This is a genomic window from Flavobacterium cryophilum (assembly GCF_048286555.1).
Taxonomy (GTDB): Bacteria; Bacteroidota; Bacteroidia; order Flavobacteriales; family Flavobacteriaceae; genus Flavobacterium.
In genome coordinates, this window is record NZ_JBLVPZ010000001.1 from 525,809 (window position 1) to 541,233 (window position 15,425).

Genomic DNA, 15,425 nt, shown 5'->3' on the forward strand with positions numbered 1-15,425 from the left:
ATGAATGAAAATAATAGTCAGAATGCCGTAAACGCCTTACTTGAAGAATATGTTAGGACAATTGGACAGCTTAAAGATGTTATTCGTCAAATTCCAAATTCTTATTTAATCAAAACTGTCGATTTTACAACTGAAAATTCTGATTGCAAATCCATACAGACTTTGCTTTCACATATTATTAATTCAGGATATGCATATTGCGTGTATATTCAAAAGTTAAAAAATGAGAATGCAGAAAGACCAAAAAAGCTTTTCCATTTAGCTATTGCGGATTACGAAACTGATCTTGATACATTAGTACAATATACTTATAAGACTTTTGAAAAAATATCGGATTTTGAGCTAGAAGAATTTGACGATGACAAAAAGATAATTACGTCTTGGGGACAAATATACGATATTGAACAAATGATGGAGCATGCAATTGTTCATGTGCTAAGACATAGACGTCAAATCGAAAAATTTTTAATCCTATTGGATAAATAATAAAAGTGCCTACAACACTGGCTAAGCTCCATTGCTGCATTTTGCAAACCGAGGACCTTATCTTTTCCAATAAACTTTCTAACTTGCAGAAAATACTCTGCTAAACAAGCCGCAACGCGAGCATAGCCGAGTGACGTTTGTAGGCAATGCTAACACCTGTTCAAGAACCTAACGCAATGTTTTATATTAAACTAAAATGAACATCAACCTTTCTTCTAACTTATTTCTTTGGTTACTATTAATAACTTTACCAGAAATGGTATTTTCTCAATCGGCTGACTTTACCATTCAAAATGTAAAGTTTGAAAGTCAGGGTATCACTCTTTCAGGCTCAATTTTAACGCCTAAAAAAATATTTGCAGCAGTTGTAATTGTTCATGGGTCTGATCCTGTAAAAAGAGAAATGGAATTTGCTAAACGTCTTGCCAAAGAAGGTATTGCGGTATTGACATATGATAAACGTGGAGTTGGAGAATCTGGTGGTGTGTATGTAGGACCATCTGTTGGCACGAATAATATTGACACTACCAATCTTAATTTATTATCTCAAGATGCAAATGCAGCAGTAAATATATTTCGAACTTATTTGAAAGATAAAAAAATACCTATTGGATTAGTTGGTTTCAGTCAAGCAGGATGGATAATACCAATTGCTGCAAGCAAAAATCCACAAATAGAATTCATGGTTTTATTTAGTTGCCCGACAATTACAACCCTAGAACAACTGCGATTTCAGTTTTACACCAACGGAAATAATAACTTTTGGGAAAATCATATGGAAGCAGAAGCTCGTGAACATATCAAAAATGATTCTGACAGGTATCAGTTTACAGCAACTGATCCGAAAAATTCTTTGAATACACTTTTAATTCCGGGGCTTTGGCTTTTTGGCGAGAAAGATATCCAAATTCCAGTAAAGTTATGTATTGAGCAACTAAATACATTCAAAGTTCAAGGCAAACCTTTCGAATATACCTTGTTTTCAACATTAGGTCACAATACTTCTTCTGTCGATATTACAGAAACTGTTGATATTTCCATTCAATGGATAAAACAGAAAGCTTTGAATATTAAGAAGTTTAAATCATCAAAATAAAGCACTGCTTACAACAGCTAGAATTTCGTTGCGTGCGTAGCGCGAACAATGAAATTCCTGTTGAACGGAACCGATTGAAGGTCCGTTAACACAATGGATTTTCCGTAAAATTATGATAGAGAATTTCAAGAGGATTTATTGTCCGCAAGCTAGCGCGAGCGTCCCGCTCGTGAACACTCTCAAAAGTAAATGGCTATAAATTTTAATAGGCACGGTCTGTAGGCTCTCATTTTTTATGGAGAAAGTCATTTAACCCAACACTAAAATAGCAGTTTAAAAATTGCCAAATGCCATAAAAAAACCCCGAAAGTTTTACTTTCGGGGTTACTAACTAGTTCCCTATTTAAACCAAACCAATCAACTTATTTATGGGATAGAAACTAATCTACACGTAGTTAGTAAATTTTATTTAACCGAGAATTTAAAGCTTGTTTTTGTTTTATAATTTTCACCTGGATTCAAGACCGTGGTTGGAAAATCTTTTTGATTTGGAGAATCCGGATAGTGTTGTGTCTCTAAACAAAAACCAGTTCTGCGAGCATACGTTCCGCCATTTCTCATGGGTAAAGTTCCGTCTAAGAAGTTCCCTGAATAGAACTGTATTCCCGGTTGGTCGGTGTACACTTCCAATAATCTTCCGCTTCCTGCATCATAAGCCGAGGCTGCAAAACGGTCTCCTTTGCCTTGATTGTTCAGTACCCAACAATGGTCGTAACCCAATCCGTTTTTCAATTGTTCGTCTTTCGCTTCGATTTGTGCACCTACTTTTTTTGGTTTTCTGAAATCAAAAGGTGTATTGGTTACATCGGTCAATTTTCCTGTTGGAATAAGTGTTGCTGCAACCGGAACTAATTTATCTGCATCAATAGTGATTTCATGATCTAAAATTGGTTTAGAAAAATTAGAAGACAGGTTAAAATACGAATGCTGTGTTAAGTTTACCACCGTTTTCTTATCTGTAGTCGCTTCATAAACCACGTCTAATGAGTTTTCATTGTTCAACGTGTAAGTAACAAAAACAGTTAAGTTTCCAGGATATCCTTCTTCCATATCTTTACTCACATACTTCAATTTTAGAGAGGCATTGTCTCCGGATTTTGCTTCTTCGGCAGTCCAAACCACTCTATGAAACCCTTCTGGTCCTCCATGCAAAGCATTAGGATCGTTGTTGACAGCCAAAGCATATTCTTTTCCGTCCAAAGCAAATTTTCCCTTTGCAATTCGGTTTCCGTATCTTCCGATAAGGGCTCCAAAATAAGGATTGGGTTTCATGTATTGTTCCAAAGAATTAAACCCAAGCACCACTTCTTCCGATTTTCCGGCTTTGTTTGGTACTTTCAAGGAAGAGATAATTCCACCATAAGTGATAATATCCACTTCCATTCCTTTTTGATTTTTCAGCTTGTAACTGTCAATTTTTTCGCCTTTTGGAGTCGTTCCATAAGCTGATTTTTCGATAGTTACCACAGCTGTAGCTTTTGCTTCTGTAGTAGTTTCTTCCACTTTTTTATCGCTTTTGCATTGAATATTCATACTGGCCAAACTTACTATGGAAATCCCATACAGGCAACGTTTTAATACATTCATAATTACTCGTTTTTTTAGTTAATATCGCAGTCAAAAGGTAAAGTTTTTTAAAGTCATAAAGTCTTAAAGTCGAAAGTCATAAAGTCTTAAAGTAAAAAGGAGTACTATGGTAAAAAGCATTTTAAAACCAGTCTGTTGCATCATTTTGTCTAATTAAAATACGACATTACACAATCGTTGTTACTTAGAACTGTGTTTTCCAACTTCCGACTTTATGACATTCGACTTTAAGACTTTCGACTTAAATTACATCCCGTGCTGAAACAAATGATAATAGGCTTCGTTTGCATTAATCTTATCCTTAAAATCTCTGATGGTTGTTTTCTCATCAATAACAAGCAATTCTATTCCTGCAATATCGGCAAAATCTTCCATATATTCAGTTGTCAAGACTTGGCTGTAAACCGTATGATGCGCACCACCGGCTAATATCCAGGTAGTTGCTGCGATATCAAGGTTAGGCTTGCAATCCCACAATACTCGTGCAACAGGAAGTTTAGGCAGGTCTGCCATAGGCGCTACTGCTTCTACTTCGTTTACAATTAATCGGAAACGGTTTCCCATGTCAATCAAGGAAGCATTAATGGCATTTCCTGCAGCTACATTAAATACCAAACGAACCGGATCTTCTTTTCCTCCAATTCCTAATGGATGTACTTCACAAGAAGGTTTTGCATCCGCAATAGAAGAACAAATTTCGAGCATATGAGAACCTAAAACATACGATTTTTCAGGAGTGAAATGATACGTATAATCTTCCATGAATGAAGTTCCGCCTTGGTTTTCAAGACCTACATTCATAACTTTCATTGCTCTAAGCATTGCCGCTGTTTTCCAGTCGCCTTCGCCACCAAAACCGTATCCATCAGCCATCAACCGTTGTACTGCAATACCAGGAAGTTGTTTTAAAGTACCCAAATTTTCGAAAGTATCGGTAAATGCTTTGAAACCACCTTCTTCCAGGAAAGCTCTAAGTCCTATTTCTATTTTAGCAGCTTCTATTAATGAATCTCTTTTTTCTCCTCCTTTTTGAAGGGCTGGAGCCAAAGTATACGAAGCTTCATATATTGCAACTAATGCATTCGTGTCAGCATCAGAAACCATGTCAATATGTTTTGTAACATCCGAAGAGTCGAAACCATTTACCGAAAAACCAAAACGGATTTGGGCTTCGACTTTATCTCCTTCGGTTACTGCAACTTCACGCATATTGTCTCCAATTCTTGCCACTTTTAAGTTTTGGAATTCATCCCAACCTAAAACCACTCTGGACCAAATAGCTAATTTTTTTTGGACACGTTCGTCTTCCCAATGTCCAACAACCACTTTGCGTTTTTTACGCATTCGAGACATGATGAAACCAAATTCTCTATCCCCGTGAGCCGATTGATTTAAGTTCATAAAATCCATATCCATAGAAGCCCATGGAATTTCAGCGTTGAATTGCGTATGTAAATGGCACAACGGTTTTTTAAGAATGCTTAAACCTCCAATCCACATTTTAGCGGGCGAAAAAGTATGCATCCAAGCAATAATACCAATACAGTTTTTGCTCGAATTAGCTTCTAAACAGATAGTAGTAATTTGAGCAGGTGATTTTACCACATCTTTATACACGATTTTTACGGGAATATGCGATGAGGCGTCTAAACCTTTTGCAATGTGTTGTGAATGTTCGGCTACTTTTCTAAGCGTCTCTTCGCCGTATAATTCTTGGCTGCCTACTACAAACCAAACTTCTTTTTGAGATATATCAATCATTATTTTATTATTTTATATAGTACTGAATAATATTATTTTATCTATTCTGGGAAATAACATTGAGTTATAAAATGATTTAAGATTTTTGATTTCAGAAGTTTGGACTCGTATAAAACGAGAAATCTAGTGCTGTAAAATCTGAAATCAAAAATCGTTAATCATCATTCAAAAATCTATTATTGTCCGTAATACGAATCTTTTCCGTGTTTACGTTCGTAATGTTTTTTTATTAAGGAATCTTTTAATCTTGGCGCGTTCGGGTTTATTTGCAAAGTCAAGTTTGCCATTTCGGCGATTACCTCTAAAACTTTACTGTTGTAAACTGCTTTTGCTGCGTTCTTTCCCCAAGCAAAAGGACCGTGATTGCCTATGAGAACCATTTCTACCTCTTCGTACGAAAGATTTTTTTCTTTGAAACAATCTAAAATTTGAATTCCGGTATTGTGTTCGTAATTCCCTTCGATAAGCGAGTCAGCCATTGGCGCAGCACAAGGAATATCGCTGGTTAAATGATCGGCATGGGTTGTCCCAAAGATTGGAATGTCTCTTTGTGCTTGTGCCCACGCCACAGAATAGGTAGCGTGAGTGTGTGCCACGCCGCCAATGTTTGGCCAGTTTTTATATAAATAGGCATGCGTTTTTGTATCCGATGAAGGACGCATGGTACCTTCGATAATGTTATTGTCAAAATCAACAATAACAATATCTTCCGGTTTTAAATCTTCGTAAGGAACACCGCTGGGTTTTATGGCAAAAACACCATTTTTCCTGTCTACGGCACTCACATTCCCAAAAGTATACACTACTAAATTCAGCGCATTCAATTGCATGTTTGCGTCGTAACATTCTTGTTTTAAAGCATTATACATACTGCTCATGGTGTAGTTTTTTAATAGATGGATCTGCAAAAGAACTTAATTGGTCATATGTCAAAAGCAATTTGTTATAAGCTGCTACTTTGTCTAACTGCGGGAAATATTCCCCATCAAAATCACTTCCCATTTTTTGACTGGCTTCAATTACATTCGGATAAATTCCGGCGGCAACTGCGGCATATATTGCAGCGCCCAAAGCTGGTGTTTGATCTGAAGCCGCAATTTTAATAGGCTTGTTCAAAACATTAGCCAAAGTTTGCATAATATAAGGCGATTTTCTCGCGACACCACCAATGCCGATGACACTATTTATTTTCACCCCTTCTTCTTCAAAACGGTCTACAATTTTTTTAGAACCAAAACAGATGGCGTTTACCAAAGATTTGAATAAATGTGGCGCTTTGGTTCCCAAAGACAAATTAGCGATAGCACTTTTAATTCCCTGATTGGCATCTGGAGTTCTTCTTCCATTAATCCAGTCTAAAGCGATGGGGATACTTTCGGATAAAGGAATTTTTTCTGCTTCGGCGGTCAATTGAACTATTAAATTGTCACTGATTTCAGCTTTCAATTGCTCTTTTTGGTCATTTGTCAAAAGGGTAGAAGTAGCCAACAAATGATCTGTTGGCCAAAGTAGCAACTCTTTGTACCAAGCTAATAAATCGCCAAAAGCAGATTGACCTGCTTCAAGACCTATATATCCTGGTAGTACCGAACCATCAACTTGTCCGCAGATGCCACGAACGGTTTTTGTTCCGATGGACTCTTTCGAAGCTACAATAATATCACAGGTTGAGGTTCCCATCACACGAACCAAAGTGTTTTCCTCGATTTTTGCTCCTACCGCTCCAGAGTGCGCGTCGAATGTTCCAACAGCAATTATGGTATCCGTTGTAAGACCTAATCGTGTTGCCCACTCTTGGCTTAAATTTCCGGCTACTAAATCAGACGTATAGGTTTCATCGTATAATCTTCCACGAAGAGTAGCAAGATAAGGATGTAGTTTTTCTAAAAATTCTTCTGGAGGCAAACCGTTCCAGTCTTCATGCCACATGGCTTTATGACCTGCGGCACAACGACTTCTTTTAAATGATTTTAAATCTTTATTATCGATCAATAAATACGTCATCAAATCGCAATGTTCCATCCAAGTATAGGCAGCGTTTTTTACAGCTTCATCTTGTTTTGCAATGTGTAAAATTTTTGCCCAAAACCATTCCGATGAATAAATCCCACCTACATATTTGGTGAAATTTTCTCCACCCCAGTTTTCGGCAAGTTCATTGATTTCATTTGCTTCATTGATAGCAGTATGATCTTTCCACAACACCATCATCGCGTTTGGATTATGTTCAAAACCTTCAGTCAAAGCCAAAGGAATTCCATCTTTAGTAACGGGTACTGGTGATGAACCGGTGGTGTCAATGCAAATGCTACGTATTAATGAAGGATCTGTATTGCTGTTTTGCACCACATATTTTATCGTAGCCTCTAGCCCTTCGATATGATCTAAAGGATGCTGGCGAAACTGATTTAGGGATGCGTTACAATATTCTTTGGTTGCCCATCGCTTGTATTGACACACATTTGATGCTATTTCTTGTCCATTTTCAGTGTCTATTAACATCGCTCGAACAGAATCTGTTCCATAGTCTAACCCTATTACATAATTTTTCATTCTAGATTCTTTTAATTGTAATGACAAATATAGTCTAAATAATTTATAAGTGTATAAAAAACACTTAATTTAATTTAACAGTGTAATTTTTATTAAAACTGCAGAAAAACAGCAGTTTGCAAATTGAATAAATAATTATTCGTTGCTATACATTTATTCTATTGCGATTATTTCATTTTTAACTTCATAACAGTCACAGAATAGGGTGGAAGGCTCGTTTGCGCTTTGTCCCCTTTTAAATTAAAGCTGTTCTCTGTCGGGCTTATTTTCTTTGGATTTGCAAACGAATTCTCGTCTTGTAAGTTTGGACTTGTAAGGGTTATGATAGTTCCTTTAGCTTGTAATTTGATTCCTTTTAAAGCTAGATTTACTTCTTGCGCAGTCGCAGCTGTGTTCACTAATTTTACAATTACTTCTTTAGAGTTTACATCTTTCACCGCTGATGCAAACAAATTGTTTTGTCCAGTTACTGCTTTTCCGTCTTTGGTAATTGCTATTAAATCGGTTCCTCTATTGGTGGCAAATAATTTTTGGACATAATAATTAGCAGAACCATAGGCTTCCAGATTGTTGAACCAAAGTAAATCCGGTGTCCATTGCCAGGCTTCTTCATGAGCCATCAAAGGTGCGTAAGAAGTTAAATTAACCACTTCAGCATTTCGTTCTAAACCAGTCATAAAAGCAGCTTCAGAGAAAGCACATTCCCAATTGTTTCTGTTGTCAGGACTTGCAATTGCTACACTTTGCGCCGCATATTCTCCTGCGAAAATTTTAGGACCTTTTCGGTCGTAACTGTCATAACGAGTAGCATTTTCTCTAAACCATTGTGGGCTTTTGTAATAATGCTCATCAACGATTTCAGCATTCAATTTTTTAAGTTCTTGCATGCCGTATTCAAAATAATCTCCTTCCGGGAATGGACCGCTTCCGGAAACAATAATCATTTTTGGATATTTCGCTTTAATTGCTTTTTCAAATACTTTGTATCTTTCGATGTAATCTGGTCCCCATTGCTCGTTTCCAACACCAATGTATTTTAGGTTGAACGGTTTTGGATGTCCCATTTCAGAGCGGACTCTTCCCCAAGGAGTTTCTGTGCCGCCATTTGCAAATTCAATTAAATCCAATGCATCCTGCACGTAAGGATCTAATTCTTCCATTGGAACTAATTCTCCTGTATTGAACTGACACGCCATTCCACAGCTTAAAATAGGCAACGGCTGCGCACCTAAATCTTCCGAAAGTTGGAAATATTCAAAGAATCCCAATCCAAAAGTCTGAAAATAATCCGGTGCCGGTTTGTGAGTGAATTCGGTGTTCCAGCGGTTTACCAAGGTTTCTCTTTGCTCCACATCGCCCACGGTTTTTTTCCATTGGTAACGTTGTGCCAAAGTTCTTCCCTCCACAATACAACCTCCAGGGAATCTCAAAAATCCAGGTTTCATATCATACAAAAGTTGCACAATGTCTTTACGCATTCCGTTTTTTCTGTTCATCCAAGTGTCTTCCGGAAACAGAGAAATCATGTCTAAATCGATGGTTCCATTTCCTTCGAAGGAGATTTTCAATTGTGCTTTTGCCTCGGTTTGAGTAGCAGTAAATTGAGCTGTATAACCTTTCCAGTCGTTTGATGTTGGAACAATGCTGGTTTCGCCTAATACTTTTTTGTTTTTATCAATAAATTGAATGATGATTTTTTTGATAGCGCCGTTGTGATTTGCCGCTTTTAGCGAAAGATTGTATTTGGCATCTTTCTTAATTCCCATACCACGGAATCCTTCGTTTATCATCGAAAACCCTTTGGCATCATTGATTAATACCCTGCAAAAACTGGGATTGGTTTTGTTTTCCATTGCCTTGACAGTTGTTGCAATTCCGGATGCAGTATTGAAAGAATGTTTGTCACTATTTGGTTGTTCCCAACCCATAAGCGGTGCTTCAAATTCAAATGAACGGTTTTTAATCATTTCGGCATACAAACCACCATCGGCAGCAAAGTTGATGTCTTCAAAAAACACACCGTACATCGTTGGTTGAATTTTAGTTACCGTAGTAGCGGTATTAACTTCCAGATTTGTTTTTTGTGCATTGGCATATAAGCCATTTAGTAAAAGCCCACAAAGGGTAATTTTGGTAATTAAATTGGGTTTCATTTTTATTCTTTTTTATGGTTTAAAGTTTAAAGTTGTTGGAATTGAACTTTATACTTTAATGATTCATCTGTTATCTTAATTTTTTTTTACTTTTTATAATCAATCCAAACTTTCATTTTCCCAACGCCTCTGTTTGACCAGGAATAATAGGGAATGGCTTTTAAATTTTGCGTTTGGATTGTATTTACGCCTTCTAAAATAATTTCCTCTTTTTTAACTTTAAAAGTATCGTTTGCACTGATAGTTATAGCGTCAAAATTAGTTGCGTTGTCCGCTTCTTCAATCGCATATACAATTGGTCCATATTCCAAAGCGACTTTTCCTTTGTTGCCTTCCACTTTAGTATTGGTCACCACTTGTTTTACTTCCATTGGGAAATTCAGGACAATTATTTCTCCTTTTTTCCATTTTTTGGTAATAGTGATATATCCTTTGTCTTCTTGGTATGCAAATGCTTTTCCGTTTATAGTAACAGTTGTTTTTGCAGTTGAGGTAGTTGCGTAAGTATATAAATCTCCAGGTAAAACTTGATTTCTAGCCCAACTTGGGATACGTAATTTTATAGTAAATTCATTTTCTTTTTTTGGAGAAACAGTAAGAGCAACTTTACCGTCCCAAGGATAATTGGTTTGTTGTGAAATTTGTAAATCGGTCTTATCCAATGTTATTTTTGCCGTATTCGAAGCGTATAAATTCACATAAAGCACGTCTTTACTTTTAGAATAAATCAATCCCGGAATCGAAGGAATAAACCGAATCAAATTTGTTGGACAACAAGAACAATCAAACCACGACTGACGGGTACATTCACCACGATTGAATTTATAAACACCATCCGATTCCAATGCATTTGGATAAAAGAATTTTTTTCCGTCCAATGACAATCCCGAAATCAATCCGTTGTATAAAGAGCGCTCAATTACATCAAAATAATCCGAACTTCCGGATAAACTATGCAGTCTGTGGTTCCAATACACATTGCCAATAGCAGCACAAGTTTCGTTGTAAGCGGTTAGATTTGGCAATTCGTAATTTTCTCCAAAGGCTTCTCCGTCGTGTTTAGCTCCGATGCCTCCTGTGATGTATGTTTTTTTGTTAACCATATTGCTCCACAAATGATTCACGGCATTTAGGTAAGATGCGTCATTTTTTAGAGCGGCAATGTCCGTCATTCCGGCATACATATAAACGGCTCTTACGGCATGACCCACCGCCTCTTTTTGTTGAATAACAGGAATGTCATCTTGAGAGTATGCGCCATATAAAGTGTGATTTTTTGGATTTCCGCGGTTGTCCAAAAAGTATTTTGCCAGATTTAGATAGGCTTTATTATTGGTAACGTGGTATAATTTTACTAAACCAGTTTCTACGATTTGATGTCCGGGAACACCATGAACTTGGTCTGCTCTGTCGCCAAAAGTACGCACTAACATATCCGCATTTTTGAGAGCAATAGTTAAGAAGTTTTTCTTTCCAGTAGCTTCGTAATGTACTACAGCTGCTTCAATTAAATGACCTGAATTGTATAATTCATGACTGATTTGTAAGGATTCCCAACGTTTTCCTTCGATTACAGGAACCCATGGAGCTGGCGGCTTGGCTGGGTTAATGGTTCTCCACGTGGTTAAGTACCCGTCTTTTTCCTGACCAATTTTTACAATGCTAATCAGTGAATCTAATAGTATTTCAAGTTTTGGATTGGGTTCACTAATTAATGTATTTGAAGCTCCTTCGATAAATTTATACACATCGGTATCGTCAAAAGGCATTTGTCCTTTTACGGTTCCTTTCATTTTACCACCTGCAATTAGGAAGTTGTCCATGCGACCTTCCTCTTGACATTTTTGAATGGCGTATTCGATGGTTTTTTCCTGTACCTTTTTTATTATTGGCAACCAGAACGCATCGGTAACTTTTACATTTTGAATGTTTACCGGAGTTATGTTATAGCCTGTTTTTTTGGTTGAATTCGATTTTTTGGAACGTTGTTGGCTTTGTCCATAAACGGACATCAAAATCGAAACGGCTAGTATTATGTTTTTTACAAAGTTCATTTGCCTACTATTAATCTGTTTTTAATTCAGTGGTGCTACAACAGGCCAGAAAGCAGCATCCCATTGCATCTCTTTTATTTTTAAAACAGGTTTTCCTTTTTGCTTGGAATCATAGGCATGAAAAATGATATAATCTTTCCCGTCAAAAGTATAAGCGCTGTTGTGGCCTGCTCCGTAATAGTTTTCGTTTCCTTGAATCAATAGCGTTCCGCCACCATCGTTTAGCGATTTTCCGTCTTTATCTACATAAGGTCCGGTGATATTTTTTGATCTTCCCACGACTACTTTGTAGGTGCTTTTCTCACCTCGACAACACAAATCCCAAGATAGGAACTGATAATAATAACCGTTCTTTTTGAAAATAAATGGAGCTTCGAGTGCGCCATCTCCGGGATCAGTATCTGCTAATTCGAAGGTTCTTTTGCGTTTTGAAATCGTGAACCATTCTTCAGGTTGTGCGACTGATTTTAAATCGGGATTTAATTTTACCATTTTCAAACCATTCCAAAAAGAACCAAAAGCCAACCAAGGCGTGTTATTTTCATCCAAAGTCAAATTGGGATCTATGGCATTCCATAAATCACGATTTGGAACGGATTGGATTACAATTCCGTGATCGACCCATTTATATGCTGGGTTTTTTGGGTCTAAAGTGGTATTGGTTGCTAATGCTATAGCCGAGGTATTTTTTGCGAAAGCGGAAACCGAGTAATACAAATAATAAATGTTGTTGTGGAATGAAATATCTGGTGCCCAAATGTGGTTTTCAAAATTAGGCACAACAGCGTCAACCCAAACTGGCTTTTCTTTGAAAATAGCGGGTTCCGGTTTCCAGTTTTTTAAATCTTTGGAACTAAAAACACTGATTCCTTTTCCTGTACAGTATAAATAATAGGTGTCTTTTTGCTTGATCATCACTGGGTCGTGGACAGAAATTTCTTGTGCCCAAGCGGAGGCGGTCATGATTAGTAAGAGAAGTAACGGTTGTATTTTTTGATATAATTTCATGCTTAATTTTTTTTATTTTTGAATGCCTTCTGTAGTCATAATTACGCGTTTCAGTGTTCCATCTTCATTGTAATATAAACGGTCGACACAAACAGATCTTCTGAAACTGCCACCGTTGGGTTGAGTTGCACCATTGTGATAAATGAAATAATCTTTTCCTTTGAACTCAATAATCGATTGATGGTTGGTATTCGAATTTCCCGCAATTTCATTTAGAATTCCTTTATATTCCCAAGGTCCGTTGATGGATTTACTCATAGCATAAGCGATTTTTTCAGGAAACTGATAGGCATACGACAAATAATACCAATCGTTTTTTTTATGAATCCAAGGTGCTTCGGTAAAATTTGGTAAAGTTATGGTTTGAATTGGACCGTCAAGTTCAACCATGTTTGCTTTTAATTTGGCATAATGACAAACGGTATTTCCCCAGAATAAATAAGCTTGCCCATCATCGTCTATCATAACAGTTGGGTCAATATCGTCCCAACTAATACTGGTTTTGGTGGTCATATCATTAGTAATAATGGCTTTTCCTAAGGCGTCTTTAAAAGGACCTGTTGGACTGTCAGAAACGGCCACTCCAATTGATTTTCCTGGAATAGTTCCGTGTTCAACGGTAACATACCAATAGAATTTTCCGTTCCGTTCAATGACCTGAGCCGCCCAAGCATCGGATTTTGCCCAAGCAAAATCGGTTACTTTTAGCGGTACTGGATGTTCTTGCCATTTCACCATATCCGATGAAGAATACACCAGCCATTGATTCATTTTATAAAAATTGAAATCATTTGGTGCTTCATCATGACCGGCATAGAGGTAGACTTTGTCTTTGTAAGCCAAAGCTGCAGGATCGCCGGTGTATTTATCTTTGATGATCGGATTGTTGATTTGCATGGATTGACTCTGATTTCCATCCTTGGCGGAAGCCGTAACACGATCTGTTTTTATCGTTTTGCAAGATGAAATAAGTGCCAGAAGCAATAAGGTTGTAATTGTATTTTTCATTTTGATTTTTTTCTGTAAAAGAATGAAAAGGGTGTTCTATTGGTAACTGATGCCTTTCTAGATTATTAAAAAAGGCATCAGTCTACTATTTATTAATCAATTTTTTTACCCCAAATAGGTACTCCAGCTGTTGTAAATCCTGAATAGGTGATGGTGACTTTTCTGGTGGCTCTTTCCCAATCCCAAGCATCGCTTACTTTACATTTTACGCCGTTGACAGTTAGTGTTTTATTAGTGCTGTCATACGACCAGCTTCCTGTAGCGCCACCACTTACTTTTTTGTCGGCGGTTAAGTATATAGTTGCTGATTTTTGAATGACTTTGTATTGGTAATTCATTGTGATTTGTTCCCAAGTTCCTATAAAAGAAGCTTCGGTAATGTTGGTTTTCGGTACTCCAGCATAGCGCTCTGGAGCTACTACTGGCCAACCGTCTTCGGTCCATTGAATTTCTCGAACGTGACCCATCATGACTGCATTAGACGCATTAATTCCGGGTACTCCCTCTGGTAAACGAGCTTGTGAGGCATAAAACCATTCTTTGGTTTCTGGATTTTGAAATATAGAACAATGTGAAAACCCAACCCATCCCGTATGATTGTTGAAGGAATAAGGATGTGTTAGCATTGGCCAAGCTTCGGCTCCATTAGTAACATCGGCTCCATTGATTCCCAGGTAAGGTCCCATAATATTTTTGGAACGGGCAACACGAGTATTGTAAGGTACATCAAGTCCGTCGTAAGCCAAAAATAAGTAGTAGTAACCCGTGTTTTCGTTGTATATAATCTCTGGTCCTTCTGACGCTTGCCAACGACTCGTTCTATTGCGAGTGGCGATGCGCGTTCCATAATCGCTCAATGTTTTTAATTGATCCGGTTTTCCGGTTGAGGGATTTAATTTTAAAGCCGCAATACCAGAATGCCAAGAGCCGTAGATTAAATAGTGTTCTCCTTGTGGAGTAATGGTAAAAGTAGGGTCGATGGCATTGAATTGAAAATACGCATTTTCCCAATTTCTGGTACCTGTAAAAGAATACGGTTTTACGCCATCAGGCTCAGAGCAAACGACCATTCCTTTATCTACCCACACATTGGTAGCTAAATCATCTGATTCTGCAAGACCAATGAAGGCTCTTTCTGACCATGAATAGGTGAAGTCAGCGCCTACAATTGGTTCATCTACCACTATACTGTAATACATTCGGTATTTGCTGCCTACTTTTTTGATGTAAGGCGCCCAATACCCATAACGTGGATTTGTAATAGCGGGTAAAGCGGGAACCATGCGGGCTCTTTTGTTGTTTAAAGAATCTTTTACCCAAGCTGGAGCTTGTGTCATTGCAGCACCCATGTATTCCCAAGTAATCAAATCTTTCGAACGTCGGTAAGGGAAATGTCCGTGCCCATCTGCGGCACCACCATAAGAGGCATCGGTTTGATACATATAATAATATTCGCCACACTTTTCAACTGAAGGATCATGCACGTTAGCCAAATTCCATTGCGAACGACTATTCCAAGAGGAAATAGAGGTGTAGTTGTCTAAATACGTTGGACCGGCAAAGCTAGTCGGTGTTGGCGTAGGGACAGGAGTCGGCGTTGGTGTTGGATCTGCAGCCGGATCATCGCTAGAACAACCGCTTATGGAAGCAACTATTAAAAATGGCATCAGATACAAAACTACTCTTGAAAGGAATTTTGAATTTTTCATTATTATGTTT

General features: G+C 37.6%; 11 protein-coding genes. 2 read left to right on the forward strand and 9 right to left on the reverse strand.

From position 1 onward, the window contains the following. The gene (locus tag ACNQGJ_RS02420; protein WP_417970427.1) at positions 1–486 is read left to right on the forward strand and encodes a DinB family protein; all 486 of its coding nucleotides are present in this window, start codon (positions 1–3) and stop codon (positions 484–486) included. 196 nt (positions 487–682) lie between these two features. Continuing rightward, the gene (locus ACNQGJ_RS02425) at positions 683–1,582 is read left to right on the forward strand and encodes an alpha/beta hydrolase family protein (protein ID WP_417970425.1); all 900 of its coding nucleotides are present in this window, start codon (positions 683–685) and stop codon (positions 1,580–1,582) included. Positions 1,583–1,987: 405 nt separating this feature from the next. Here ACNQGJ_RS02425 and ACNQGJ_RS02430 read toward each other — a convergent pair whose 3' ends face one another. The 9 genes from ACNQGJ_RS02430 to ACNQGJ_RS02470 all read right to left on the reverse strand — a co-directional run bounded on the left by ACNQGJ_RS02430 (position 1,988) and on the right by ACNQGJ_RS02470 (position 15,415). Continuing rightward, positions 1,988–3,169, reverse strand: a complete 1,182-nt coding sequence (locus tag ACNQGJ_RS02430) for an aldose epimerase family protein (RefSeq protein WP_417970423.1) — start codon at positions 3,167–3,169, stop codon at positions 1,988–1,990. Between the two features lie 246 nt (positions 3,170–3,415). After that, positions 3,416–4,930, reverse strand: a complete 1,515-nt coding sequence (gene araA / locus ACNQGJ_RS02435) for an L-arabinose isomerase (RefSeq protein ID WP_417970421.1) — start codon at positions 4,928–4,930, stop codon at positions 3,416–3,418. 176 nt (positions 4,931–5,106) lie between these two features. After that, positions 5,107–5,808, reverse strand: a complete 702-nt coding sequence (locus ACNQGJ_RS02440) for an L-ribulose-5-phosphate 4-epimerase (RefSeq protein ID WP_417970419.1) — start codon at positions 5,806–5,808, stop codon at positions 5,107–5,109. Beyond that, a complete protein-coding gene (locus ACNQGJ_RS02445) occupies positions 5,792–7,483 on the reverse strand; it encodes a ribulokinase (RefSeq protein ID WP_417970417.1) in 1,692 nt (563 codons plus the stop codon). Before ACNQGJ_RS02445 ends, ACNQGJ_RS02440 begins: the two co-directional genes overlap by 17 nt. Before the next feature lie 167 nt (positions 7,484–7,650). Then, positions 7,651–9,636 (reverse strand): alpha-L-arabinofuranosidase C-terminal domain-containing protein, encoded by a 1,986-nt coding sequence (locus ACNQGJ_RS02450; RefSeq protein ID WP_417970415.1) that lies wholly within the window; start codon positions 9,634–9,636, stop codon positions 7,651–7,653. 86 nt (positions 9,637–9,722) lie between these two features. Beyond that, positions 9,723–11,690 (reverse strand): glycoside hydrolase family 127 protein, encoded by a 1,968-nt coding sequence (locus ACNQGJ_RS02455; protein WP_417970413.1) that lies wholly within the window; start codon positions 11,688–11,690, stop codon positions 9,723–9,725. A gap of 21 nt (positions 11,691–11,711) precedes the next feature. Further along, on the reverse strand, positions 11,712–12,698 hold the full coding sequence (locus ACNQGJ_RS02460; protein WP_417970411.1) for an arabinan endo-1,5-alpha-L-arabinosidase: 987 nt from the start codon (positions 12,696–12,698) through the stop codon (positions 11,712–11,714). 12 nt (positions 12,699–12,710) lie between these two features. Continuing rightward, positions 12,711–13,706, reverse strand: coding sequence for a glycoside hydrolase family 43 protein (locus tag ACNQGJ_RS02465; protein ID WP_417970409.1), 996 nt, complete (start codon positions 13,704–13,706; stop codon positions 12,711–12,713). 92 nt (positions 13,707–13,798) lie between these two features. Next, a complete protein-coding gene (locus ACNQGJ_RS02470) occupies positions 13,799–15,415 on the reverse strand; it encodes an arabinan endo-1,5-alpha-L-arabinosidase (protein ID WP_417970407.1) in 1,617 nt (538 codons plus the stop codon). Positions 15,416–15,425 lie beyond the last annotated feature (10 nt).

Excerpts from the sequence above, each read along its gene's own strand:
- ACNQGJ_RS02470 (WP_417970407.1), bottom strand. The coding sequence starts at position 15,415 with ATGAAAAATTCAAAATTCCTTTCAAGAGTAGTTTTGTATCTGATGCCA.
- ACNQGJ_RS02450 (WP_417970415.1), bottom strand. The coding sequence starts at position 9,636 with ATGAAACCCAATTTAATTACCAAAATTACCCTTTGTGGGCTTTTACTA.
- ACNQGJ_RS02430 (WP_417970423.1), bottom strand. The coding sequence starts at position 3,169 with ATGAATGTATTAAAACGTTGCCTGTATGGGATTTCCATAGTAAGTTTG.
- araA (WP_417970421.1), bottom strand. The coding sequence starts at position 4,930 with ATGATTGATATATCTCAAAAAGAAGTTTGGTTTGTAGTAGGCAGCCAA.
- ACNQGJ_RS02425 (WP_417970425.1), top strand. The coding sequence starts at position 683 with ATGAACATCAACCTTTCTTCTAACTTATTTCTTTGGTTACTATTAATA.
- ACNQGJ_RS02440 (WP_417970419.1), bottom strand. The coding sequence starts at position 5,808 with ATGAGCAGTATGTATAATGCTTTAAAACAAGAATGTTACGACGCAAAC.
- ACNQGJ_RS02420 (WP_417970427.1), top strand. The coding sequence starts at position 1 with ATGAATGAAAATAATAGTCAGAATGCCGTAAACGCCTTACTTGAAGAA.
- ACNQGJ_RS02445 (WP_417970417.1), bottom strand. The coding sequence starts at position 7,483 with ATGAAAAATTATGTAATAGGGTTAGACTATGGAACAGATTCTGTTCGA.
- ACNQGJ_RS02460 (WP_417970411.1), bottom strand. The coding sequence starts at position 12,698 with ATGAAATTATATCAAAAAATACAACCGTTACTTCTCTTACTAATCATG.
- ACNQGJ_RS02465 (WP_417970409.1), bottom strand. The coding sequence starts at position 13,706 with ATGAAAAATACAATTACAACCTTATTGCTTCTGGCACTTATTTCATCT.
- ACNQGJ_RS02455 (WP_417970413.1), bottom strand. The coding sequence starts at position 11,690 with ATGAACTTTGTAAAAAACATAATACTAGCCGTTTCGATTTTGATGTCC.